The 23,176-nt window shown below is 66.1% G+C and carries 19 protein-coding genes; 14 read left to right on the top strand and 5 right to left on the bottom strand.

Going from position 1 to position 23,176, the window contains the following annotated elements; all coding sequences use genetic code 11:
- Positions 1–59: 59 nt before the first annotated feature.
- The 7 genes from FJU11_RS08220 to FJU11_RS08190 all read left to right on the top strand — a co-directional run bounded on the left by FJU11_RS08220 (position 60) and on the right by FJU11_RS08190 (position 9,581).
- Positions 60–2,240, top strand: a complete 2,181-nt coding sequence (locus FJU11_RS08220) for a TonB-dependent siderophore receptor (protein ID WP_181408097.1) — start codon at positions 60–62, stop codon at positions 2,238–2,240.
- Positions 2,234–3,427: an ABC transporter substrate-binding protein gene (locus FJU11_RS08215; protein WP_141166559.1), complete on the top strand. Its 1,194-nt coding sequence runs from the start codon at positions 2,234–2,236 to the stop codon at positions 3,425–3,427. The genes FJU11_RS08220 and FJU11_RS08215 overlap by 7 nt, the downstream gene beginning before the upstream one ends.
- Positions 3,424–4,485 carry a FecCD family ABC transporter permease gene (locus tag FJU11_RS08210; RefSeq protein WP_141166558.1) on the top strand — a complete coding sequence of 354 codons (1,062 nt, stop codon included), beginning with the start codon at positions 3,424–3,426 and terminating at the stop codon, positions 4,483–4,485. The genes FJU11_RS08215 and FJU11_RS08210 overlap by 4 nt, the downstream gene beginning before the upstream one ends.
- A complete protein-coding gene (locus FJU11_RS08205; RefSeq protein ID WP_141166557.1) occupies positions 4,482–5,273 on the top strand; it encodes an ABC transporter ATP-binding protein in 792 nt (263 codons plus the stop codon). Before FJU11_RS08210 ends, FJU11_RS08205 begins: the two co-directional genes overlap by 4 nt.
- Before the next feature lie 7 nt (positions 5,274–5,280).
- A complete protein-coding gene (locus FJU11_RS08200) occupies positions 5,281–6,330 on the top strand; it encodes a siderophore-interacting protein (protein WP_181408096.1) in 1,050 nt (349 codons plus the stop codon).
- 41 nt (positions 6,331–6,371) lie between these two features.
- Positions 6,372–8,120, top strand: coding sequence for an ABC transporter ATP-binding protein (locus FJU11_RS08195; RefSeq protein ID WP_141166643.1), 1,749 nt, complete (start codon positions 6,372–6,374; stop codon positions 8,118–8,120).
- A gap of 177 nt (positions 8,121–8,297) precedes the next feature.
- Positions 8,298–9,581 carry a D-tagatose-bisphosphate aldolase, class II, non-catalytic subunit gene (locus tag FJU11_RS08190; RefSeq protein ID WP_141166555.1) on the top strand — a complete coding sequence of 428 codons (1,284 nt, stop codon included), beginning with the start codon at positions 8,298–8,300 and terminating at the stop codon, positions 9,579–9,581.
- Positions 9,582–9,681: 100 nt separating this feature from the next.
- On the opposite strand, the gene FJU11_RS08185 is transcribed toward FJU11_RS08190, so the two are convergent.
- Complete coding sequence (locus tag FJU11_RS08185) at positions 9,682–10,617, bottom strand: LysR family transcriptional regulator (RefSeq protein WP_141166554.1); 936 nt, start codon at positions 10,615–10,617, stop codon at positions 9,682–9,684.
- 102 nt (positions 10,618–10,719) lie between these two features.
- Between FJU11_RS08185 and hglS the strand changes: the two genes are divergently transcribed.
- From hglS to FJU11_RS08170, 3 genes are all read left to right on the top strand, one after another.
- The gene (hglS, locus tag FJU11_RS08180) at positions 10,720–12,114 is read left to right on the top strand and encodes a 2-oxoadipate dioxygenase/decarboxylase HglS (RefSeq protein WP_141166553.1); all 1,395 of its coding nucleotides are present in this window, start codon (positions 10,720–10,722) and stop codon (positions 12,112–12,114) included.
- Positions 12,115–12,224: 110 nt separating this feature from the next.
- On the top strand, positions 12,225–13,751 hold the full coding sequence (gene amaB, locus FJU11_RS08175) for an L-piperidine-6-carboxylate dehydrogenase (RefSeq protein WP_141166552.1): 1,527 nt from the start codon (positions 12,225–12,227) through the stop codon (positions 13,749–13,751).
- Between the two features lie 101 nt (positions 13,752–13,852).
- On the top strand, positions 13,853–15,133 hold the full coding sequence (locus FJU11_RS08170) for an NAD(P)/FAD-dependent oxidoreductase (protein ID WP_141166551.1): 1,281 nt from the start codon (positions 13,853–13,855) through the stop codon (positions 15,131–15,133).
- A 124-nt stretch (positions 15,134–15,257) separates the two neighbouring features.
- On the opposite strand, the gene FJU11_RS08165 is transcribed toward FJU11_RS08170, so the two are convergent.
- Positions 15,258–16,148 (bottom strand): PfkB family carbohydrate kinase, encoded by an 891-nt coding sequence (locus tag FJU11_RS08165; RefSeq protein WP_141166550.1) that lies wholly within the window; start codon positions 16,146–16,148, stop codon positions 15,258–15,260.
- Positions 16,149–16,292: 144 nt separating this feature from the next.
- Here FJU11_RS08165 and FJU11_RS08160 point away from each other — a divergent pair, with 144 nt between their 5' ends.
- The 3 genes from FJU11_RS08160 (at position 16,293) to FJU11_RS08150 (ending at position 19,043) form a co-directional block, all read left to right on the top strand.
- Entirely contained in the window at positions 16,293–17,294 is a 1,002-nt protein-coding gene (locus FJU11_RS08160) for an SIS domain-containing protein (protein WP_141166549.1), read from the top strand.
- A 107-nt stretch (positions 17,295–17,401) separates the two neighbouring features.
- Positions 17,402–18,100, top strand: a complete 699-nt coding sequence (locus FJU11_RS08155; protein ID WP_235890915.1) for a GntR family transcriptional regulator — start codon at positions 17,402–17,404, stop codon at positions 18,098–18,100.
- A gap of 4 nt (positions 18,101–18,104) precedes the next feature.
- Positions 18,105–19,043, top strand: coding sequence for an ornithine cyclodeaminase (locus FJU11_RS08150; protein ID WP_141166548.1), 939 nt, complete (start codon positions 18,105–18,107; stop codon positions 19,041–19,043).
- 24 nt (positions 19,044–19,067) lie between these two features.
- Here the strand turns inward: FJU11_RS08150 and FJU11_RS08145 are convergent, their stop codons facing one another.
- From FJU11_RS08145 to FJU11_RS08135, 3 genes are read right to left on the bottom strand one after another with little or no spacing between them, the layout of a single operon-like run.
- Positions 19,068–19,841, bottom strand: a complete 774-nt coding sequence (locus FJU11_RS08145) for an amino acid ABC transporter ATP-binding protein (RefSeq protein WP_141166547.1) — start codon at positions 19,839–19,841, stop codon at positions 19,068–19,070.
- On the bottom strand, positions 19,841–20,803 hold the full coding sequence (locus FJU11_RS08140; RefSeq protein WP_141166546.1) for an amino acid ABC transporter permease: 963 nt from the start codon (positions 20,801–20,803) through the stop codon (positions 19,841–19,843). Before FJU11_RS08140 ends, FJU11_RS08145 begins: the two co-directional genes overlap by 1 nt.
- Before the next feature lie 35 nt (positions 20,804–20,838).
- On the bottom strand, positions 20,839–21,687 hold the full coding sequence (locus FJU11_RS08135; protein WP_235890913.1) for an ABC transporter substrate-binding protein: 849 nt from the start codon (positions 21,685–21,687) through the stop codon (positions 20,839–20,841).
- A 225-nt stretch (positions 21,688–21,912) separates the two neighbouring features.
- Here FJU11_RS08135 and FJU11_RS08130 point away from each other — a divergent pair, with 225 nt between their 5' ends.
- Positions 21,913–23,001 carry a LacI family DNA-binding transcriptional regulator gene (locus FJU11_RS08130; protein WP_141166545.1) on the top strand — a complete coding sequence of 363 codons (1,089 nt, stop codon included), beginning with the start codon at positions 21,913–21,915 and terminating at the stop codon, positions 22,999–23,001.
- Positions 23,002–23,176 lie beyond the last annotated feature (175 nt).

Below are 23,176 nucleotides of genomic sequence, written 5' to 3'. Positions count from 1 at the left end.
CGCCGCCGACTATGAACCCTAAAGATGAGTATAAATGTCATGTTTTTGGGGGCCATGTCGTGAACCGAACCAAGCAGTCGCCGAACGTGCCGTTGAAGGCCGTTCTTCTCGCCACCTGTACCCTGAGTTGGGCCATGGGTTGGACCATGGCGGCGCACGCTCAGGAGGCGAGCTCGGACGCAACGACGCTCGAGCGCCTTTCCGTCGAGGCCGGCACCGGTGCGCTCGAAGACGCGACGGGACCGGTCGGTGGCATCGTCGCCGAACGATCGGCGACCGGCACCAAGACCGACACGGCGATCGTCGACACGCCGCAGTCGATCGCCGTCGTCTCGGCAGAGCAGATGCAAGAGCAAGCGGTTCAGTCGAATTCCGAAGCGCTTCGCTACGTGCCGGGCATCTCCAGCGAAAGCTTCGGCGCGGATCCGCGCGCGGACTGGATCCGCTCGCGCGGCTTTCAGGTCCCGGAATATCTCGACGGCCTGCGCCTGCCGCGCGGCGTCTTCGCATGGCAACAGATCGATCCGTGGCTTCTCGAACGCATCGAGGTGCTGAAGGGGCCGTCTTCCGGGCTTTACGGCCAGACGCCGCCCGGCGGCCTCGTCAACATGGTGAGCAAGCGGCCGACGGACGAACCGCTGCACGAGGTGCAGATCCAGACCGGTTCGCCCGAGCGCTACCAGGGTGCCTTCGATTTCGGTGGTCCGCTCGATCCGGCCGGCGTCTTTTCCTATCGGTTGGCGGGTCTTGCCCGTTCGGCCGAGACGAATGTCGACTACGTGCAGGACGACCGCCTCGAGATCGCGCCGGCGTTGAAGTGGAGCCCGGATGAGGCCACCTCGCTGACGGTGCTCGGCCACTACGTCACCAAGGACAGCGAGTCGCTTCAGTTCCTGCCCGCACTCGGCACGCTCTACGACAACCCCAACGGCAACATCTCGCGGGACTTCTTCGTCGGCGAGCCGGGTTTCGACGATTTCGACTTCGAGCAGTACGGGATCGGCTACCTCTTCGAGCATACCTTCGACAGCGGCGTGACGGTGCGCCAGAACCTTCGCTACGGCACGATCGATTACGATCTCGACGTCGTGCGCACGCATCCCGTCTTCGGCCTGCGCGCGGACGGTCGGAGCCTGGCACGCATCGCCGCCGGCATCCACGACGAGACCTCCGCGCTTACCGTCGACACCAACGCGACCGGTGATTTCGATACGGGGCCCGTGCGGCATACATGGCTTGCCGGCATTGATTTCATCGACCAGGACACGGACTATTCCTATACCAGTGGCGACGTCGCGGATCTCGACATCTACGATCCGCAATACGGCGCGTCCGTCGGGCCGCTCGCGACGCTCGTGGACCAGGACCAGTCGCTCGACCAGCTCGGCCTCTACCTTCAGGACCAGATGGTGTTCGATCGCTGGCACCTGACGCTCGCCGGCCGCCACGACTGGAGCGAGTCCGTCACCGACGACCGGCTGAGCGGGTCGAACGCCGCCGTCGACGACAGCCAGTTCACGGGGCGCGCCGGGCTGCTCTACGCCTTCGACAGCGGTGTTTCGCCCTATGTCAGCTATTCGACCTCGTTCGAGCCGCAGACCGGATCGGACGCCGACGGGGATGCCTACGTTCCCACCGAAGGCGAGCAGGTGGAGGTCGGCATCAAGTACCAGCCGCCTGGCACCCGCAGCCTCTTCACGCTCGCGGCCTACGATCTTGGTCAGGACAACGTCCTCGTTTCCAACGTGATCACCAATGTGCGCGAACAGGTCGGCGAGGTCCGCGTGCGCGGTATAGAGGCGGAAGCCAAGATCGACATGTCGAACGGCTTCGAAATTATCGCTTCCTACGCCTATCAGGACTCCGAGATCGTCGAGGCGACGGACGGAACGCAGGGCAACCGCGTTCCCTACGTGCCCGAGCATCAGGCTTCCGCCTGGGTGAACTACAGTTTCGAAACCGGTCCGCTCGCCGGCCTCGGCCTCGGCGGCGGGGTGCGCGCCGCCGGTGCGTCCTACGGCGACACCGGCAATTCGATCGAGGCGGACGGCTACACGCTCTTCGACGCAGCGGTGCGCTACGACTTCGGCGCCCGCCAGGAAAAGCTCGAAGGGCTGAAGCTCGCGGTCAACGCCTCGAACCTCTTCGACAAGGAATACGTCGCCTCCTGCAACAGCACGAACGCCTGCTACTACGGGAACGGGCGGGCGGTCCGCGGAACGCTGAGTTACGAATGGTAGACGGCGTGCACCGAAAGGGCGAACGGGCGGCAGGCGTCCCGCTTCGCCGCCGTTCGCTGTTGAAGGGCTTTGCCGGTGTCGCAGGTGCTGCGCTCGCGGGTTCGCTCGTTACGCCTGCGAAGGCGGATACGGCACGCGTTTCGGCCGATGTCGCGCCGTTCGACGGCGATCTGACGAGGCGCGTGCTTCTCGGCGACGGGCATGCGCTTCTGGCGCTGGCGCTTATCCATCCCGATCCGGTGAGCCTGCTCGCCGGCTGGCAGGGCGACCTGAAGCGCCACAGCACGGTGATCTACGCGCAGTACGCCGAGCGCTTTCCCGCGATCGCCGACGTACCGGTCGTCGGCGAGGCGAGCCCGGACACCTTTTCGATCGAGGCGGCGCTCGCCACCGATCCGGCGGTCGCGATCCTCGCGGGAAGCTACGGGCCCGGCCCCGAGGACACGCATGTCGTCGAGCGGCTCGAAGCCGCCGGCATTCGCGTCGTCTTCGTCGATTTCTACGCCAAGCCGCTCGAGAACACCGCGCCGAGCATGCGCGCGCTCGGGCGGCTCTTCGGCGGCGAGGTCGAGGAGAAGGCCGAGGCGTTCGCCGCCTTCCACGAAGAGCGACTTGCGCGTGTGAGGAAGCGGCTGGCTGCCGAGGCCCCGGCGCGCCCGAGCGTGCTATTGCAGGCGCATAGCGGGGCGCAAGGCTGGGATTGCTGCTACGTGCCGGGCAGGGCGGGCCTCGGAGAATTCATCGATGCCGCCGGCGGCGCGAATATCGGCGACGCGCTCTCCGACAACCGGCCATGGGTGCGCACGGGCCTCGAATACGTGCTCGCGCAGGATCCGGACCTCGTCGTCGCGACCGGCGGCCCCTATCTCGCCGGCACCGGCGGACCGGTGATCGGCCCGGGCGTTTCGCAGGATGAAGCGCGCGCCTCGCTTGCCGCGGCGTTGCAATCGGCCGAGATCGGCGTTCTGCCGGCCGTGCGCGACGGTCGCGCCTTCGGCCTGTGGCATCTCCTGCAGGCCACACCGCTGAACGCGATCGCGCTGGAAGCGCTCGCAAGGTGGCAGCATCCGGCACTCTTCGCCGACATCGATCCGCAGGCGACGATGGCCGAAATCAACACGCGTTTCCTCGCGGTGCCGCTCGAAGGCTGTTTCGCCGTTTCGCTCGAGGGAGTGCGCAAGCGGTGACGATCACGCTATCCCACGAGGGCGAAACGGTCGTCGACCGGCACCGGCGTATCGCGACGCGGCGCACGGTGCTCGTTATCGTGCTTGCGATCGCCGCCCTTCTTCTGGCACTCGCGGACGTTGTGACCGGCCCTTCGGATCTCGGCGTGTGGCAGGTCGTGCGCGGCATCGTGCTTCCCGACACGCTTTCGCGCATCGAACACGTGATCGTCTGGGACGTGCGCCTGCCGGCCGCCGCCATGGCCGCGCTCGTCGGTGCGGCGCTCTCGGTCGCCGGCGTCGAGATGCAGACGGTGCTCGACAATCCGCTCTCCTCGCCCTTCACGCTCGGCGTGTCTTCGGCGGCCGCCCTCGGCGCGGCGATCGCGATCGTGCTGAACCTGTCGGCTCCGGGCATCGGCGCGAACTGGATCGTGCCGGCGAACGCCTTCGTCTTCGCGCTTGCCTCCGTCTTCCTGCTGCAGCTTCTCGCCAGGGCCGCCGGCAACGCCACGCATACGCTCATCCTCTTCGGCATCGCGCTTCAGTTCTCCTTCAACGCGCTCGTCGCGCTCGTCCAGTTCTACGCCTCGCAGCAATCTCTCCAGCAGGTCGTCTTCTGGATGATGGGTAGCCTGCAGCGGGTGGGCTGGACCGAAGCCGGAATCCTCGCGGCCGTTCTCGCGCTTCTCCTCCCGTTCACGCTTGCCGCCGCACGGCACATGACGCTGCTTCGCCTCGGCGAGGAACGGGCTCTGAGCTTCGGCGTCGACGTGCGCCGGCTGCGCTTCTTCGCGCTCGTGCGCATCAGCCTGCTCACCGGCACGGCCGTCGCCTTCGTCGGCACGATCGGCTTCGTCGGCCTCGTCGGCCCGCACATCGCGCGCCTCCTGATCGGCGAGGACCACCGCCTGCTCGTTCCGGCGAGCGCACTGACGGGAGCGCTTCTGATGGCCGTCGCATCGATCCTCAGCAAGCTTCTGGTGCCGGGTGTCGCGCTGCCGATCGGCATCGTCACCGCGATCGCCGGCGTGCCGGTCTTCGTCGCGCTGATCCTCCACCGGAGCCGTGCGGCATGAGCGCCCTCGCGATCGAACACCTGACGGCGGGCTACCGGCGGCGACCGGTGATCCACGACGTGTCGATCGACGGCATCGCGGCGGGGTCGCTGACGGCGCTCGTCGGCCCGAACGCCGCGGGCAAGTCGACGCTTCTGCGCGCCATCGCCGGTATCGTTCCGGCGAGCGGGTGCGTGCGGTTCGACGGTGCGGATCTCCTTCGCGAGCCGATCGCAAGGCGTGCACAGCAGCTCGCCTTCATGCCGCAATCCCTGCCGCAGGGCGTCGGCCTGAGCGTCCTCGAATCGATCGTCGCCGGGCTTTCGGTTTCCGCGCCCGAGCACGTGCGCTCGGGCCGCGATGCGCGCCGTGCCGCCGTTTCGGTGCTCGAAAGCCTCGGCATCGTCGACCTCGCGATGGGCCGGCTCGACACGCTTTCCGGCGGCCAGCGCCAGATGGCGGCACTCGCCCAGGCGCTGGCGCGCGAGCCGCGCATCCTGCTTCTGGACGAGCCGACCAGCGCGCTCGACCTGAAGCACCAGGAACGCGTGATGGGGGCCGCCCGCCGACTGGCCGAAACGGGATGCATCGTTCTCGTCGTCCTGCACGATCTGTCCCTTGCGGCGCGCTGGGCCGATCGTGTGGTTCTCCTTCACCATGGCCGCGTCGTCGCCGATGCACCGCCCGAAGAGGCTCTGACCGGAGACCGGATCGGTGTGATCTATGGCGTTACGGCGCGTGTCGAACGCAACCGGGCGGGCCGTCTTCACATCGATGTCGGCGGCCTTGCGGAAAGCGAATTGGGATGAGGCCGGCATGAGCATGCTCGTATCGAAGACGTCCGTTCGGCTCGCCGAAAGCGGGCATTACATGACCGCGCTTGCCGATCATCTCGGAGAACACGGCCTCGAGGTCACGCGCGAGGCGGACGCGATCCACCTTTCGAACGGGCAAGCCGCCGCACGCCTTACGGCCGGTCGTGGCAACCTCGACATGACCGCGCGGGCCGGTGAGGAGAGTTCGCTGGAGGCGCTGAAATACATGCTCGCCAGCCATCTCGGACCGATGGCACGCGACGAAGGGCCGGAGATCGTCTGGCACGGCGCGGGTGCAGCGCTGCCGGACCTTCCGAACTTCCGTGCGCTGACGGTGCGCGCCATCCGTGACGTGACGCCGCGCATGCGCCGTATCACTCTGTCAGGGAACGACCTCTTTCGGTTCGATACGACGGCTTCCCTGCACGTAAAGCTTCTCCTGCCGCAGGCGGGCGGAACGGTGCGCTGGCCGAGGCTCGGTGCGGACGGGCTCGTCGATTGGGGCCCGCCGGAGACGAGCGCCGTCATCCGGCGATACACGCTGCGCCGGGTCGATCCGATGGTTGGCGAGATCGACATCGATTTCGTGCGTCATGCGGATGCAGGGCCCGGTTCTCGCTTCGCGGAAGAGGCGAGGCCGGGTGATACGCTCGGTCTCATGGGACCGGGTGGCGGAAGCGCGCCGCGCGCCGGATGGAACCTCTTTGTCGGCGACGAGACGGCGCTGCCGGCGATCGCCCGACTTGTGGAGGCGATGCCGGACGACGCGAAGGGACATGCGCTGATCGAGGTCGAGGATCCCGGCGAACGCCAGACGCTTCGCGCACCCGCAGGGGTGAAGCTCGAATGGCTGTGCCGTTCGGATCGTGCCGGATCTCTCCTGGAACGCAGTGCCCAGATCGACTTTCCCGATCGTCCCGATATCTTCGCATGGGCGGCTGCCGAGTTCGCCGAGTTCCGTTCGATCCGTGTCGACTGGCGCCGGCGCCGCGGGCTTTCGAAGGACCGGCATCAGGCCGTCGCGTACTGGCGAAGGGGTTGGGACAAGTAGTGACAGCGCAGGCGGGTGAACACGAGATGGGCGGCATGGCGATGCTTCGCCGGTTCGCGACCTATTACGCACCACACCGCCGGCTCTTCATGCTCGATTTCGGCTGCGCGGTGCTTTCAGGCCTGCTTTCGCTCGGCTTTCCGTTGGCCGTGTCGGTGTTCGTCGATCAATTGCTGCCACGCGGCGACTGGGTGCTGATCGCGCTCGCCGCCATCGTCCTGCTCGTCGTCTATCTGGTCAATACGGGGCTGATGGTCGTCGTGACCTATTGGGGCCACGTCCTCGGCATCGCCATCGAGACGGAGATGCGGCGCGAGGGGTTCGACCATCTGCAGAAGCAGTCGCTCAGCTTCTTCGACGAGCGTCGGAGCGGCCATCTCGTCGCCCGCCTGACGAAGGATCTGGAGGACATCGGCGAGGTCGCCCATCACGGGCCTGAAGACGTCTTCGTCGCGGTGATGACCTTCGTCGGCGCGCTGGTGCTGATGTTCCTCGTCCACCCGCCGCTGGCGCTGATCGCGGCGGCGATCGCGCCGCTCGTCATGTGGCTCGTCATTCGCTACGGCGGCGCCATGACGAACAATTGGCGCAACCAGCTCGGCCGCATCGGCGCCTTTAACGCACGCATCGAAGAGACGATCGGCGGTGCGCGCGTGGTGCGCGCCTTCGCAAACGAGGATCACGAGCGGGCGCTCTTCGCAAAGGACAATGCGGGCTACCGCGCGGTCAAGCACGAAGCCTACCGCATCATGGCCGCGACGCTCGCCACGAACTATCTCGGCATGCGCGTCGTCCAGGTGCTCATCCTGATCTCCGGCGCCTATTTCGTGACGACCGGCAGCCTGAGTGTCGGCGGCTTCGTCGGCTTCCTGCTGCTCATCAACGTCTTCTACCAGCCGCTCGAAAAGATCGCCGCTGTGCTGGAGACCTATCCGCGCGGCATCGCCGGTTTCCGCCGCTTCCGCGAACTGATGGACAGCGAGCCGACGATCGTCGATCGGCCGGGCGCGCACGATATCGACGCGGCGCAAGGGGCGATCGCGTTCGAACGGGTGGCGTTCGGCTACGCGCCGGGCCGGCCGGTCCTGAAGGAGGTGAGCCTGACCGTGAAGCCCGGCGAGACGATCGCCTTCGTCGGCGAGTCCGGCGCGGGCAAGAGCACGCTGCTTTCGCTCCTGCCGCGCTTCTACGAGGTTACGGATGGTCGCGTGACGCTCGACGGGCAGGACGTGCGCGACCTGACCATGGCCTCGCTGCGCCGCCAGATCGCCGTCGTGCAGCAGGACGTGTTCCTGTTCGCCGGCACGCTGCGCGAGAACATCGGCTATGGCCGCCTCGGTGCGTGCGACGCAGAGATCCTCGAAGCCGCCCGTCGCGCGCGGCTTTCGACAATGATCGACGGCCTGCCGGAGGGTCTCGATACCGTCGTCGGGGAACGCGGACTGAAGCTTTCCGGCGGCCAGAAGCAGCGCGTGGCGATCGCGCGCATCTTCCTGAAGGATCCCGCCGTCCTCATCCTCGACGAGGCGACCTCCGCGCTCGATACGCAGACGGAGCAGATGATCCAGCAATCGCTGGACGAACTGTCGCGAGGGCGAACCGTGCTCGTCATCGCCCACCGTCTGGCGACCATTCGAAACGCCGACCGCATCATCGTCATGCACGAGGGGCGGATCATCGAGGAGGGCGGGCACCACGAGCTTATCGCTCGCAACGGCGCCTATAGCCGCCTTCGCAACACGCAGGCGCTCACCACCGAGGCGTTCCAAAGTGCTTCGCGACACGATTGAATCGGGTCCGGCGCTCTATCTCCTTGCTCGGCGCATCGTTCGCATCGAAGAGCCTGGGCTTGCCGAAATGCGCCCTCGAGCGATCGCCCGGCGAGCGGCCCGGATCCGATCGCTTATCCGATTGAAAAAGTTCGTCCGGCACGTATCCTTTCCGCGAAATAGGAAGAGGAGGGCGTAATGGCGTCGAGAACCCTGCGCGATCTCGCTTCGCAAAACCGTAAGCGGAAACGCGGCATTCCGTCGGTATGTTCGGCGCACCCGGTGGTGCTCGAAGCAGCGCTCGCCGAGGCCCGCGATCTGGGCACGGAATTGCTCGTCGAAGCGACCTGCAACCAGGTGAACCAGGAAGGCGGCTATACCGGCATGAAGCCGGCCGACTTCAAGCGCCGGGTGGAGGATCTCGCCGACGCGGCCGGCTTTCCCCGGGAGAAATTGATCCTCGGCGGCGACCACCTCGGCCCGAATCCATGGAAGACGCTCGACGCCGACGAGGCGATGGATCGCGCCGAGGCGATGGTCGAGGCCTATGTGCGCGCCGGCTTCGAGAAGATCCACCTCGATGCGAGCATGGGCTGTGCCGGCGAGCCGGCTGCACTCGCCGACGAGATTGTGGCCCGACGCGCGGCGCGGCTCGCGAAGGTGGCGGAGAGGGCGGCAGACGAAACCGGCACCGTGCCCGTCTATGTCATCGGGACCGAGGTGCCGGTGCCGGGCGGGGCGCAGGAGGCGGTCGAAACGGTGGAGCCGACGCGCCCCGAAGCCGTGCGTCTCACGCTCGACGCGCATCGACGGGCCTTCGCGGACGCCGGTGTCGACGATGCCTTCGCGCGGGCGATCGCCATCGTCGTGCAGCCGGGCGTGGAATTCGGCAGCGAGGACGTCGCCGTCTACGACCGGGCCCGCGCCGGAGCGCTGAGCAGCGTGCTCGCCGACAGGCCGGACCTCGTCTTCGAAGCCCATTCCACCGACTACCAGCCGGAACATGCGCTGCGCGAACTCGTCGAAGACGGCTACGCGATCCTCAAGGTCGGGCCGGCGCTGACATTCGCATTGCGGGAGGTCTATTACGGCCTCGCGATGATCGACGCCTTTCTCGACGAAGTGCCCGAAAGTGAAAGGCTGCCTTCGGTCATGGAACGTGTCATGACGGACGATCCGCGCTTCTGGCAGAGCCACTATGCGGGAAATGCGCAGGCGCAACGCCGCCAGCGCCATTTCAGCTACAGCGACCGCATCCGCTATTACTGGCCGAAGCCGGAAGCCTCCACCGCGGTCGCGGCGCTGCTGGCCCGGCTCGAAGGCGTACGCGTTCCTCAGACCATGATCGGCCAGTACCTCGGCGAACTCTATCCGGCCGTCCGCGAAGGCCGGTGCGAACCGACCGCCGAAGCGCTGGTGGCCGAAGCCGTGAAACGCGTGCTTCGATCCTATATGAGAGCCTGCGCGCCGAGCGAGGGTTGAGGTGACCGCAATCTCGCCGGGGCCGTTCGAGCGCGCTTTGGCCTATCGTGCGGTGCCACGAAACGCGCGACGGCGCCATGCGAGGAAAGGCCGCTGGGCGTCACCGTGCCGGTGAAGGCTCTGTCGGTTCGGCCGAAGGCGCTTTCGGTACCTGTGTCAGGATCCAGCTCCTGAAGGCGGTGGCGGCGGCGTCCTGCGTCTTTCCTTCCGGCGAAACGAGATAGTAGCCGTTTCGCGTGCGCATCGGCCGGTCGACGAGTACGTGGAGGCGGCCCGCTTCGAGTTCCTCCTCGATGAGGTAGACGGGCAGGAGGGCGATGCCGAGGCCTGCCAGCGCCGCCTCGATGATGGTGCCGAACTGGTCGAAACGGTGGCCGCGATGGGGTGCGGCGACCGCCGCGTCGTTCTGGGCGAACCAGTCCGCCCATTGCTGCGGGCGGGTGGCGAGATGGAGAAGCGGCATGCCGGCGAGGTCGTTTGCGCACGCGATGTCGCCGGCGGCGGCGAAGCGCGGGCTTGCAACCGGCAGGATGATCTCGCTGCACAGATAGGTGCACGAGGCGTGCGCCCAGACCGGCTGGCCGTAATGGATGGCGAGATCGACTTCTTCGGCGATCAGGTCGAAGGGCTGCGAACGCGAGACGACGTCGAGCAGGATATCGGGGTGTCGTTCGGCAAAGCCGGACAGGCGCGGCATCAGCCAGCGATTGCAGAAGGTCGGCAGGGCCGCGAGACGAAGCACCGTCTTGCTGTCGGCCGAGACGAGGGCGCGGTGCATGACGTCGTCGACGCGTTCGAGAAGGTCGAGGATCGGCGGCATCAGCGCGCGGCCCGCCGCCGAAAGCACGACGCGCCGGCGCACGCGTTCGAAGAGGAGCACGCCGAACTGTTCCTCGAGCGCCCTGATCTGCCGGCTGACCGCACTTTGCGTCAGGTTCAGCTCTTCGGCCGCCCGCGTGAAGCTGCCGTGGCGCGCGGCACATTCGAAGGCTTGCAGCACGGCGATGTCCGGCACGGCATTCCGGGTCAAGGTCATTCGTCCTTCGCATGGATTAGGACCGAAAAATCGCATGAAATCCGCTTTTTGTCGGGTTACGATGCCGGGTGAGAATGGCAGGTCCGGCGATGGAGGTCCACGATGTCCGATTCACGGTTCGTCTCCCGCGATACGCTTCGCGCCGAATTCTCGGCGGCGATGTCGGCGATGTATCGGGAGGAAGTTCCAGCCTACGGGACGCTGATCGAACTGGTCGAAGACGTCAACGCGGCGACGCTCGACGGCGACCCGGGGCTTGCGGATTCGCTTGCGGCGACGGGATCGCTCGATCGGATCTCCGAGGAGCGACACGGCGCGATCCGTCTCGGCACCGGCCGGGAACTCGCCATGATGCGCCGGGTATTCGCCGTGATGGGCATGGTTCCCGTCGGCTATTACGATCTCTCGGTCGCGGGCGTGCCGGTTCATTCCACCGCCTTCCGCGCCCTTTCGAAGACCGATCTCGATCGTAACCCCTTTCGCGTCTTCACCTCGCTGCTCCGCCGCGACCTGATCGCCGACGAGGCGCTTCGCGCGGAAGTGGACGCGATCCTTGCCGCGCGCGACATCTTCACGGAGAAGGCGAGGGAACTCGTCGAACGAGCCGAGGCGCAGGGCGGCCTTTCGCCCGGGGACGGCACGCTCTTCGTTCGGGAAGTGCTCGAGACCTTTCGCTGGCACGACAGGGCCGTCGTCGATGCCGAGACCTATGAGCGGCTGCATCGGGCGCACCGGCTGATCGCCGACATCGTCTCCTTCCGGGGGCCGCACATCAATCATCTGACGCCGCGCACCCTCGATATCGATGCGGTGCAACGGCTCATGCCCGAAAGGGGCATCGTGCCGAAGGCCGTCATCGAGGGACCGCCGGCGCGGCATTGCCCGATCCTGCTTCGGCAGACCTCGTTCAAGGCGCTCGAAGAGCCCGTTGCCCTCCAGGGCCCGGGCGAGGAGAGCTGGCAGACCGGTTCGCACACAGCGCGCTTCGGCGAGATCGAGCAGCGCGGCATCGCGCTGACGCCGAAGGGCAGCGCCCTCTACGATTCGCTTCTGGCCGAAACGCGTGCGCGCGTCACGCCGGCGGGCGACGGATCCAATGCGCGCGAATACGCCGAAATCCTGCAGGAGGTGTTCTGCGCCTTTCCCGATAGCTGGGACGAAATCCGAAAGGGCGGCCTCGGCTATTTCATCTATTCGCGCACGCAGGCCGGAGACGCTGCGCCACCATCGCCCGACGAGGATCTGGAGAGCCTGATCGCCGCCGGCCTCGTCCGCGCTGATCCGATCGTCTACGAGGATTTCCTGCCTGTCAGTGCCGCCGGCATCTTCCAGTCTAACCTCGGCGACGGGCCGGTCGGGATCCTTGAAGGCGGTGCGAGCCGGGCGACCTTCGAGAACGAACTCGGGACGGGTGTCCGCGACGCGTTCGCCTACTATGGCGAGATCGAGAGCGCTTCGATCGAGCGCTGCCTTCGTCAACCGGCCCTTTATGAATGAACGGACGCTTACTGGTACGAATTGCGTCCGCCCGCCACCATGCCTCTTTCTTCGCCAGGCCGCTCGCGGCGTAATTGGCGGACTGTTTTTCCGAATACGGAGTTTGCAAGATGACCTCGAAGGTTGACGTCAAGAACGAGACGACCAGCATCCTCGAACGGCTCGGCGTGCCGGCCACGCGCTGGAACGACGGCGATCTTCCGGTCCATTCGCCGGTCGACGGCGGACGGATCGCCGACGTGGCGACGACATCGGCGCAGGAGGCTGCGACGGTCGTCGACGCGGCGCGGACCGCATTCGATGCTTGGCGGCGGGTCCCGGCGCCCCGTCGCGGCGAACTGGTGCGTCTGCTTGGGGAGGAATTGCGCGCCGCGAAGGCGGATCTCGGCCGGCTGGTCTCGATCGAGGCCGGCAAGATCCCGTCCGAGGGTGCCGGCGAAGTCCAGGAGATGATCGACATCTGCGATTTCGCCGTCGGGCTTTCCAGGCAGCTCTACGGCCTGACGATCGCCACGGAACGGCCCGGACACCGGATGATGGAAACCTGGCATCCGCTCGGCGTCGTCGGCGTCATCACCGCATTCAACTTTCCCGTCGCGGTCTGGTCGTGGAACACGGCGCTGGCGATCGTCTGCGGCAATCCCGTCATATGGAAGCCTTCGGAAAAGACGCCGCTGACGGCGCTTGCCTGCGAGGCGATCTTCCGGCGCGCCGTCGAGCGGTTCGCCGATGCGCCGGAAAACCTCCTGCAGGTCGTCGTCGGCGAACGTGCGCTCGGCGAGGCGATCGTCGACAACCCCGCGGTCGCGCTCGTTTCGGCGACCGGATCGACGCGCATGGGGCGCGAGGTCGGCCCGCGCCTTGCCGCACGGTTCGCACGCTCGATCCTCGAACTGGGCGGCAACAATGGCGGGATCGTCTGTCCTTCCGCCGACCTCGACATGACGCTTCGCGCCGTCGCCTTCGGGGCGATGGGCACGGCCGGGCAGCGCTGCACGACGTTGCGCCGTCTGTTCGTGCACGAAAGCATCTACGACACGCTCGTTGCGCGCCTGAAGAAGGCCTATGAGAGTGTTTCGATCGGCAATCCGCTCGAAACGTCGGCCCTCGTCGGCCCGCTGATCGACCGCGGGGCATTCGAGGCGATGGGCGAAGCGCTCGATGCGGCGCGCGCCGAAGGCGGGACCGTGACCGGCGGCGAGCGCGACGAGGCGGCCGGCGATAGTGCCGCCTACTATGTCCGCCCCGCCGTGGTCGAGATGCCGAGCCAGTGCGGGCCGGTGCTGGAGGAAACCTTCGCGCCGATCCTCTACGTCATGAAATATTCGGACTTCGACGCCGCCATCCGCGACCACAATGCGGTGGCCGCCGGCCTGTCCTCGTCGATCTTCACCCGCGACATGCAGGAAGCCGAGCTGTTCCTCTCCGCCGAGGGCTCCGATTGCGGTATCGCCAACGTCAATATCGGCACTTCGGGCGCGGAAATCGGCGGGGCATTCGGTGGCGAGAAGGAAACGGGTGGCGGCCGCGAATCCGGCTCAGATGCCTGGAAGGCCTATATGCGGCGCGCAACCAACACGGTGAATTTCTCCACCGAACTGCCGCTCGCCCAAGGCGTCTCCTTCGACATCGAATGACCGCGACACGCGTGTTTACGCCGGACACATGAAGTCGAAGGCAGTCCGATGCGCAATGCGACGCCGATCGCGCGACCTTCGACGGGAGACAGGCAACGACGATGCCGAAGACGGAATTCTCGGTTCTCTGGCGTGCGAGTTCGCAGGAACGCGCCGCCTACCCCGCGCTTGGCGACGATCTCGTCGTCGACATCGCCATCGTCGGCGGCGGCTTCACGGGGTCGGCCGCAGCGCTCGAAGCCGCGCGTAGCGGGGCGTCGGTCTGCCTTCTCGAAGCCGAGACGATCGGCCATGGCGGATCCGGACGCAATGTCGGCCTCGTCAACGCCGGCCTCTGGCTGCCGCCGGATGCCGTCATTCACGAAATGGGGGAGGAAGCCGGAACCCGGCTGGTCGCGGCGCTCGGCGAAGGGCCGCAGACGGTGTTCTCGTCGATCGAACGCGAAGGCATCGAATGCGAAGCGACGCGCAGGGGCACGTTGCATCTCGCCCATTCGAAGGCCGGTCTCGAGGACCTCGAAGAACGTTTTCGCCAAGGCAACCGGTTCGGGGTTCCCCTCGAACTTCTCGACCGCGACGAGACGGCACGGCGAACCGGTACGCAGGCTTTCGAAGGCGCGCTCTTCGATCCCCGTGCGGGCACGATCCAGCCGCTTGCCTATTGCCGCGGCCTCGCACGCGCGGCCGCCGCGCACGGTGCGCACGTCTTCGAGCACTCGCCCGTCGCCAGCGCTGCGCGGGAAGGCGATACCTGGCTGATCGAAGCGAACGGGCGAAGGGTGCGCGCCGGATACCTGCTGATGGCGACGAACGCCTATCATTCGGGCCTTGCCGCATCGTTCCGCCCGACCTTCGTGCGCCTCAACTACTGCCAGTTCGCCACACGGCCGATCCCGGCGGAACTGCGCGCGGCAATCCTGCCGGGAGGCGAGGGCTGCTGGGATACGGCGATGGTCATGTCCTCGCTTCGCCTCGACGATGCGGGACGGCTGATCGTCGGCGGCGTCGGCAGCTTCGAGGGCGCCGGCAGAGCCGTCCACGAGCGTTGGGCGCGACGGAAGGTGGCGCATCTCTTCCCGGCATTGAAGGACATCGCATTCGAGCATGGCTGGAGCGGCGCGATCGCAATGACCGGCGATCATATCCCGAAGATCGTCGCCTTCGATCGCAACGCCTATGCGAGCTTCGGCTATTCGGGCAGAGGCATCGCGCCCGGCACGGTGTTCGGGACTGCGGCGGCGAAAGCGTTGCTGAACGGCACGCCCGAAGCCCTGCCGATGGCGCCGGTCGAAACCTACCGCGAACGCTACACCGCCGCCCGATCCGGCTATTACGCGTTCGGCGCAGCCTTCGTCCACGCGGTTTCGGCCCGCCGCGACTGATCAGTCCCCAAGGAGGCCGAGCGCAGGCCGGCGATCATCGAGCCCATCCGGCTGATCCGTCGACTTGCGGCAAACGCGTCGCGAAAGCGATCGCGGCAAAAGCCGAACGCCGGTCGGCAGCGGTTCAGGTCAGTTCGTCCCTGTTCTGGCGGATCGCCTCCATCGAGGCGTAGATCTCGGAGATCGGCTTCATCCGGCTCCGGTCGATCTCGATCGGCCGGCCGTGACCGATCGCTCCGCTGTGCAGGCACGTCCGTCCGGCTTCCCGCGCGGCTTCGCGCAAGAGCATCGTGATCTGCTCTCCACGCAGGAGCCCGGCAAGCGTGCGGGCGATGAACGTGTCCCCGGCGCCCAACGTGTCGAGCGGGGAGATGGCGTCGGCGTCGGTCTCGTACGTGCCGTACGGTCCCGACAGGAGAGCGCCCGCGGCACCGCGCGTCGTCAGCACCCACTGCGCTCCGGCCGAACGGGCTTTCCTGCTCAGGGCGAGCGCATCGTGCGCCGAGAGATCACCTCCGGACAGGCTGAGGAGAAAGCAGTGCGGAGCTGCGCTTTCGATTTCTCCGATATCGCGAACGGTCGCCATGTCGAAAGAAAGGCGCGTGCGTTCGGCGATCGCACCGAGCCATCGGTCGACCTGGCTGGAGCGACCGGTATGCACGGCGTCGACCCCCGTCATCCGCTTGAGGTCGTATGGCGTGGGCGCGACGATGGAGACACCGAGATCGGCGCCGACGAAGGTACGCTCGCCGTCGATCGTCTTGATGACGCAGAATGCAGTGTGTCCAGCCTCGCGTCTCAGGCTCGCGATTTCCACGCGTTCTTCTTCCAGCGACCGCACGATAAGCGTGCCGGCGGGGTCGTCGGCGACCGCCCCCGCATAGGCGCTGTCGCAGCCGAAACGCCGGGCGAAGACCGCGACGTTGAGGCAATTGCCGCCGGGATACATCAGATCCTGTTCGGCGTAGCAGTCGACGACGTTGTCGCCGAAAGCGAGAATGGATGGACGCTTCATGGAAAAGAGCTGCTGCAGACCCCGAATATATGAGAACGTTCGCACAGCGAAGCGCTCTCGTCAAGACAGCCGGATTTACGTTGCAGAATGCCCAGGAATAGACTAATACGTCTTATGACGTTATAATTTTAATAGGAGACGACTATGTCGAACCGTATCGCGCTGGACGAGGGCGTGGCAGCGGCCATCGAAGGCCTTGGTGGCGAGCGGCCCGGCCACGTGTTCTTCGTCGCCTGCGGCGGATCGTTCTCGATCATGCACCCGGCGAAGTTCATGCTCGACCAGCACTCCTCGCTCGCCTCCGACCTCTACAACGCGGCGGAGTTCACGAGCCGTGCGCCGCGTACGCTCGATGCGCGCTCGCTCGTCATCCTGTGCTCCATGACCGGGACGACGAAGGAGACGACGGCGGCGGCCGAGTTTGCGCGGAGCAGGGGTGCGCGCACCATCGGTATGACGGTCGAGGCCGGCTCGCCGCTTGCCCGCGCCTGCGACCACGTCGTCGCGTTCGAAGCGCCGTATACGACCGGCGTGCCGATCGACGCAGCCAACAGCAACTATGCGCGCATCTACCAGATCGTCACGGAGCTGGTTCGCCTGTTCGACGGCGAAGACCTGACCGACCGGCTGCTCGCAAGCCTCGGTTCGCTTCAGGAGGCGATCGACCGCGCCGACCGCAGCTTCGCACCGCTCTTCGACGACTACGCCTCCCGCTTCGCCAGTCAGGATGTCGTCTACACGGTGGCGAGCGGGGCCAGTTACGGCGCGGCCTATTCCTTCGCGATCTGCGTGCTGATGGAGATGCAATGGATCAACAGCCAGGCGATCCATGCCAACGAGTTCTTCCACGGCCCGTTCGAGGTGCTCGACGAGGAACGCTGCTTCATCCTCCTCAAGGGGATGGACAGCACGCGAGCGCTCGAGGAGCGCGCCGATACCTTCCTGCACCGTTTCGGCAAGCAGGAAAACATCCTCGTGCTCGACGCCAAGACGCTGGATCTCGAAGGCATCGATCCCCTGTTCGCCGGAAATCTGGTTCCGCTGATCTTCTTCGATACGCTGTGGCGCTTCGCCCACCGCATCGCCGACCTGCGCCAGCACGAAATGCTGACGGCGCGTCGTTACATGAAGAAGATCGAATACTAGGGTGCACGTGGGAAGTGCATTCGGAAACGTCTTCTTGGCAGGGCGGATGTTCCGCATGCTCCACGGCCGTTCGGCCCGTTTCGTATCGAGGAGAGGGAGCCATCCTCTTGGATCAGCCGACGCCCCTTTATGAGCAGGTTCGCCGGCAGCTGCTGGCGGAGATCGAGGCGGGAACGCTTCCCGAGGGGAGCTTCCTTCCGCCCGAGCCCGAACTGTGCCGCCGCTTCGACGTCAGCCGCATCACGCTGCGAAGGGCGGTCTCGGAGTTGTGCGCGGTCAACGTACTGATCCGTCAGCAGGGCCGGGGCACGATGGTCGGAAGGCGACGCGTGCGCCAGGCCCTCGTTTCCCTTTCCGGTTTCTCCGAGACGATGCAGGAACTTGGTCTCGAAAGCCGGCACCGGGTCCTGTCGCGCAAGGACGTCGATAGCCCCGAAATCGCCATGCGGCTATCTGCTGCGAAGCTCGTTCGGGTGCAACGCCTGTTCGAGGTCGACGACCGGCCGATGACGCACGAGTTCCTCTATTTCGACCTCGCCCGCTTTGCTGCCGTTCTGCCGGACCTCGAAGCCGGCGGTTCGTTCTATGCGGCTCTGGAACGCCATTTCGGTGTCGTGCCCGGCGGCGCGGAACGCACGATCGACGTCGTCTTTCCCGAAGCGGATATCAGGAAGCATCTGGACGTCCAGGGCTTCCAGCCCTGCTACCGCACGGAAAAGCTGGTGACGAAAGGCGGGGGCGAACCGCTTGCCTTCTCGGTCCTCCTGACGCCGTGCCACTGCGTCACCTACACGCTGAAGGTCTGATGTCATGACACGTATATTCACCGCCGACGCCGTTCATCGCGCGCTTGCCTTTCCCTTCCTGATCGACCATCTCGCGCAGGCTCACCTCGGGGCGATGCCGCAGGTGCATGTGGCCGTCCATGCCGATCCGGGCGCGACCGGGAACCAGTTCGTCGTGCTGACGGCATGGCTTTCCGCAGAGATGATCGCCGTTAAGACGGTCGGCGTATTCCCCGAAAACCGCGATCTTTCGCCGCCGCAGGCTTCCGTCCAGGGTCTCGTCACCGCTTTCGACGGCAAGACCGGTGCGCCGCTGATGGCAGCCGACGGGGAAGCGATGACGTTCCGCAAGACCGCGGCCGATTCCGGCCTCGGCAGCAGGCTGCTCGCCCGCGAGGACGCCGAGACACTTCTCGTCGTCGGTGCGGGCGGCCTTGCGCCGTATGTGGCCGAGGCGCACATGGCTGCGAGACCCGGGATAGCGAACCTGCTCGTCTGGAACCGTACGCCCGCACGCGCGGAAGCGCTGGCCGCGCGCCTCGCCCGCCCGGGCCTGTCGGCAACGCCCGTATCCGACCTTGCGCAAGCGGTTCGCAGGGCCGATATCGTCAGTTGCGTGACGATGTCCGATACGCCGCTCGTCAAGGGTGAATGGCTGAAGCCCGGCGCGCATCTCGATCTCGTCGGCGCATACCGTCCGGACCTGCGCGAGGCCGACGATGCCGCCATGGCCCGCGGCACCGTTTTCGTCGATACGAGAAGCGGTATGGAGAACGCCGGGGACCTCACGCAGCCCGTCGACAACGGAACGATCGGCTGGAACGCGGTGCGGGCGGACCTCTTCGATCTCGTTCGTGGGAGGATCGCCGGACGCAGCGGCGACGAAGAGATCACGATCTTCAAGAACGTCGGCGGCGGCCACCTCGACCTCTTCACGGCACAGGCGCTGATCGCGGCCAGTTGAGAAGCTTCCGCCGGTTCAGGCTGCTCAGGCTTCTTCGCGCATGCGGGCGAGGAAGGTCTGCGTGCGCTCGTGCTGCGGGTTCAACAGCACATCGGCCGGCTTGCCCTGTTCGACGATCACGCCTTCGTCCATGAAGACGAGTTCGTCGGCCACTTCGCGAGCGAAACCCATCTCGTGCGTGACGACGACCATCGTCATGCCTTCGTCGGCAAGCTGGTGCATCGTCGCCAGGACCTCACCGACCAGCTCCGGGTCAAGGGCCGAGGTCGGTTCGTCGAAGAGCATCAGTTCGGGACGCATGGCGAGCGAGCGGGCGATCGCGGTGCGCTGTTGCTGTCCGCCGGAAAGCTGCGCGGGGTGGTAATGCGCCCGGTCCTTCATGCCGACCTTCTCGAGCAACGCCATCGCCTCCTCCACCGCCTTCCTGCGCGGCGTCCGGTTGACGATGATCGGTGCCTCGATAACGTTTTCGAGCACCGTCTTGTGCGGAAAAAGGTGAAACCCCTGGAAGACCATGCCCATGCGCCGGCGTTGCCGCGCGAGCTGGTCGAACGTCATTTCGTAGAGACGGTCGCCCTGCCAGCGCACGCCGATGGGTTCGTCCTTGAGGAAGACGGCACCGCTCTTCGGCTTCTCCAGATAGTTCAGGCAACGCAGGAGCGTCGACTTACCCGAGCCGCTCGGCCCGACGATGCACATGACTTCGCCCTCGTCGATTTCGAGGTCGATGCCGCGTAGCACCTCGTGGGTTCCGAAGGCCTTGTGCAGCCGTTCGACCTTCAGGAGCGGCCCGGCCATCAGGCGGCCTGCTCGCGCTGTCGGGCGAAGGGCCTGCGGAAGAGCCGCTGCCACCACGGCGTGTGCGCCCTGCGCGATGTCTCGCCGACGGAGAAGGATCGCTCGACGGCATGTTCGAGGACCGTCAGAACGGTCGTCAACACGAGATACCAGAGCGTGGCGACGACGAGCAGGGGGATCGTCTGGTAGGTGCGTGCGTAGATCATCTGCGCCGAATAGAGCAGATCCGGCAGTGCGAGCACCGAGACCAGCGACGTGAATTTCAGCATCGAGATGGTGTCGTTGCCGATCGGCGGGATGACGATGCGCAGGGCCTGCGGAAGAACGATGCGCCGCAAGGTCTGCAGCTGCGTCATTCCGAGCGTCGCCGCCGCTTCGGTTTGTCCGCCGCTCACGGCCTGGATACCGGCGCGCAGCATCTCCGCCGCATAGGCGCTTTCGGTGAAGGCAAGGCCGAGGATCGCCGCGCTGAATGGCGAAATGAGCGTGTTCGTGTCCCACGCGGCAAGCTTCGGCCCGCCGAACGGAATGCCGATCGAGACTTCGGGCATGAGCAGCGCGAAATTGTACCAGAAGATCATCTGCACGAGGGGCGGCACGCCGCGGAAGAACCAGATCCACCCCCAACTGACGACACGGAAGAGACGGTTTGCCGAAAGCCGCATGATGGCAAGCACCACGCCGACCGCGAGGCCTATGACCATGGAAAGCAGCGTCAGGAGGATCGTCCTGCCGAGCCCTTCCAGAATATCGGGGGAGAACAGGTAGGACGCCACCACCGGCCATTGCAGGTTCTGGTTGGTGACGAGGATCTCCAGGAAGACCGCCGCACAGATGAAGAGCACCACCGCACCGATCCAGTGGCCGGGATGGCGCACCGGTACCGGCGCGACATCGTGGATCGACCGGCTGCGCTCTCGCGACGCAGCGTTCGTGCCGGTACTGGTCTCTCGAAATGCCACCGCGTGCCGTGCCCGATCGTCTTCAGTCCGGTCGATCAGCTGTCGTTACCGGTGATCACGGTGATCTTCTTGAGCATGCGATCATCGGCGATGCCCCACTTCTTCATGATCTTTTCATAGGTGCCGTCGTCGACGAGCGACTGGAGGGCGTCGGCGAGCACCTTGCCGAGCGGATCTCCCTTGCGCACGCCGATGCAGCTGTCGACCGGCGCAAGGACGAGGCTCGTGAGCTTGAGCGCGCCGGTCTGCTTGGCGGCGTAGGCAAGCTTGACGTCGGCAGCGATCGTCGCCTGCGCGCGACCCGAACGGACCGCCAGTTCGGCAGAAGCCTGATCCTTCTGCCGCTCGAACTTGACCGCCGGACGGCCCTTGGCGACGCATTCCTCCTTGTCGAGGCGCGTCAGTGTCTGGTCGTCCCAAGAACCCGCCTGCACGGCGAAGGTGACGCCGCAGATATCCCTGACATCGTCGATCTTGAGATCGCTCGAGGCCGGTACGGCGAAACCGGTGCCGATCTTCCTCTGGGGAACAAAATCCAGCACCTTCAGGCGTTCGGGCGTCGAGCCGAAGGACGCGAAGCCGGCATCGAACCGCTTGGCCACGAGGCCCGGGATCACGGCGTCGAAGCTCGTCGCCTGGTAGTGGAACGGTACGCCGAGACGGTCCTGGATCGCGCGGGCCAGATCGACGCTCCACCCTTCGAGCTTGCCGTCCTTGTCGACGAACTCGTCGGGCGCCCAGTCGTTGAAGACCGCAACGTTGACGCCGTTCTCCTGATAGTGGGCCGGCAGGGCGTCGTACAGCTTCGCGATCTCGGCTGCCTGGGCCATTCCCGTCCAAAGTGCGGCGCATACCGTCGCCGCCGCAAAGACTGCCTTCAACATCGTCTTTCTCCCTGAAGCGGCTCGCCGAACCTCGAAAAAGCATTGGAATGTGCGAACGTTCTCAGTACTTGACATCATGCGCGCCAGCCCGTCAAGGCGGGAGTTGGGTAGACCGTACGATCGGAGCGGCACGAGGACGGCGAGGCGTCGTTCCCGTGTGTGCTATGTGCACCGTGGCGATCGCCTGTGCGCCGGCCGGCGCCGAACCGTCGGGAAGAAGTGCATATGGCAACGAGAAGCAAGGTGACGATCGCCGACGTGGCGCAGGCAGCCGGCGTTTCGACGGCGACCGCCGGGCGCGTGCTCGGAAGCTACGGCTACGCCGCGAAATCCACGCGCGATCAGGTCACGGCCGTTGCACGCAAGCTCGGATACCGCCCGAACGGCCTCGCGCGAAGTCTCATAACCGGCGAGACGCGCACGATCGGCGTGGTCGCAGGCGACATTCGCACCCAGTTCTACGCGTCGATCCTGCGCGGCATATCCGATGTCGCCGACGAGCACGGTTTCGGTCTGCTCATCACCAACAGCGACGAGCGGCTCGACCACGAGATGCGCGCGCTGGATCTCTTGATGGAAAAACAGGTCGACGGACTGATCGTCTCTCCCTGCGATACGCGAAAGGCCAGGCACCTGCACAGGATCAGCGAGACGCAACTGCCGATCGTCCTCATCGACCGCGCGGTGGAAGGACTGGCCGTGGATCAGGTGACCGCGCTGAACGCGGAAGGCGCGGAGGCAGCCGTGGGCGAACTGATCCGTGCCGGCCATACGCGCATCGGCGTGGTCGCAGAACTCCTCGAACCCGAGCCGGGCGGCATCGAACGGTTCATCGAGGATGCGCATGCCGGCCTCGTTCGGACCGCGAAGTCCATGTATCCGAGCTGGCAGCGGCTGCTTGGCTACATCAACGCCCATCGCGCCGCCGGGCTTGCGATCGACAGCAGCCTCATACGCCCCGCCGGATCGTACTCGAGCGAGGCCGCGCACCGCGAGGCGAGGGATCTCCTTTCGCATGCGGAGCGGCCGAGCGCGCTCTTCACCACCGATGGAACGATGTCGGAAGGCGTCATGCGGGCGATCGCCGAGGCGGGTCTCGTCATCCCGCGCGACGTCTCGCTCGTCGGCTTCGACGACCTCGACTGGATGGCCTTCACACCGCCCGGCATCTCGGCGATCTCGCAACCGCGCTACGCCATGGGCGCGGCCGCCGCACGCATGCTCCTCGACCGCGTCGCCGGCTCCACCGCACCGACGAGCGGCCTGACGATGACGCCCGAATTCATCAAACGCGGATCCATCGCTAGGCGCTGAAGCCGCCGTCGCGTTCGTCGTAGAAGGCGAAAGCGGTTCGGTGGTCTCTCGTTTCGACCAATCTGGAGCGCGTCCGTATGACCGTGAAAGGCTCTAGCTGTGAGCTTTCATTAGGTTGTCCATCCGGTCCGGACCGGGGATGCTGAGGTTGTGAGACTTCAGAGTCCAGGGAGGG

Origin of the sequence: Pararhizobium mangrovi, assembly GCF_006516965.1 — a bacterium.
Lineage (GTDB): Bacteria > Pseudomonadota > Alphaproteobacteria > Rhizobiales > Rhizobiaceae > Pararhizobium_B > Pararhizobium_B mangrovi.
The sequence above is the reverse complement of the archived record's forward strand: the minus strand, read 5'-3'. Positions and strand labels throughout refer to the sequence as shown.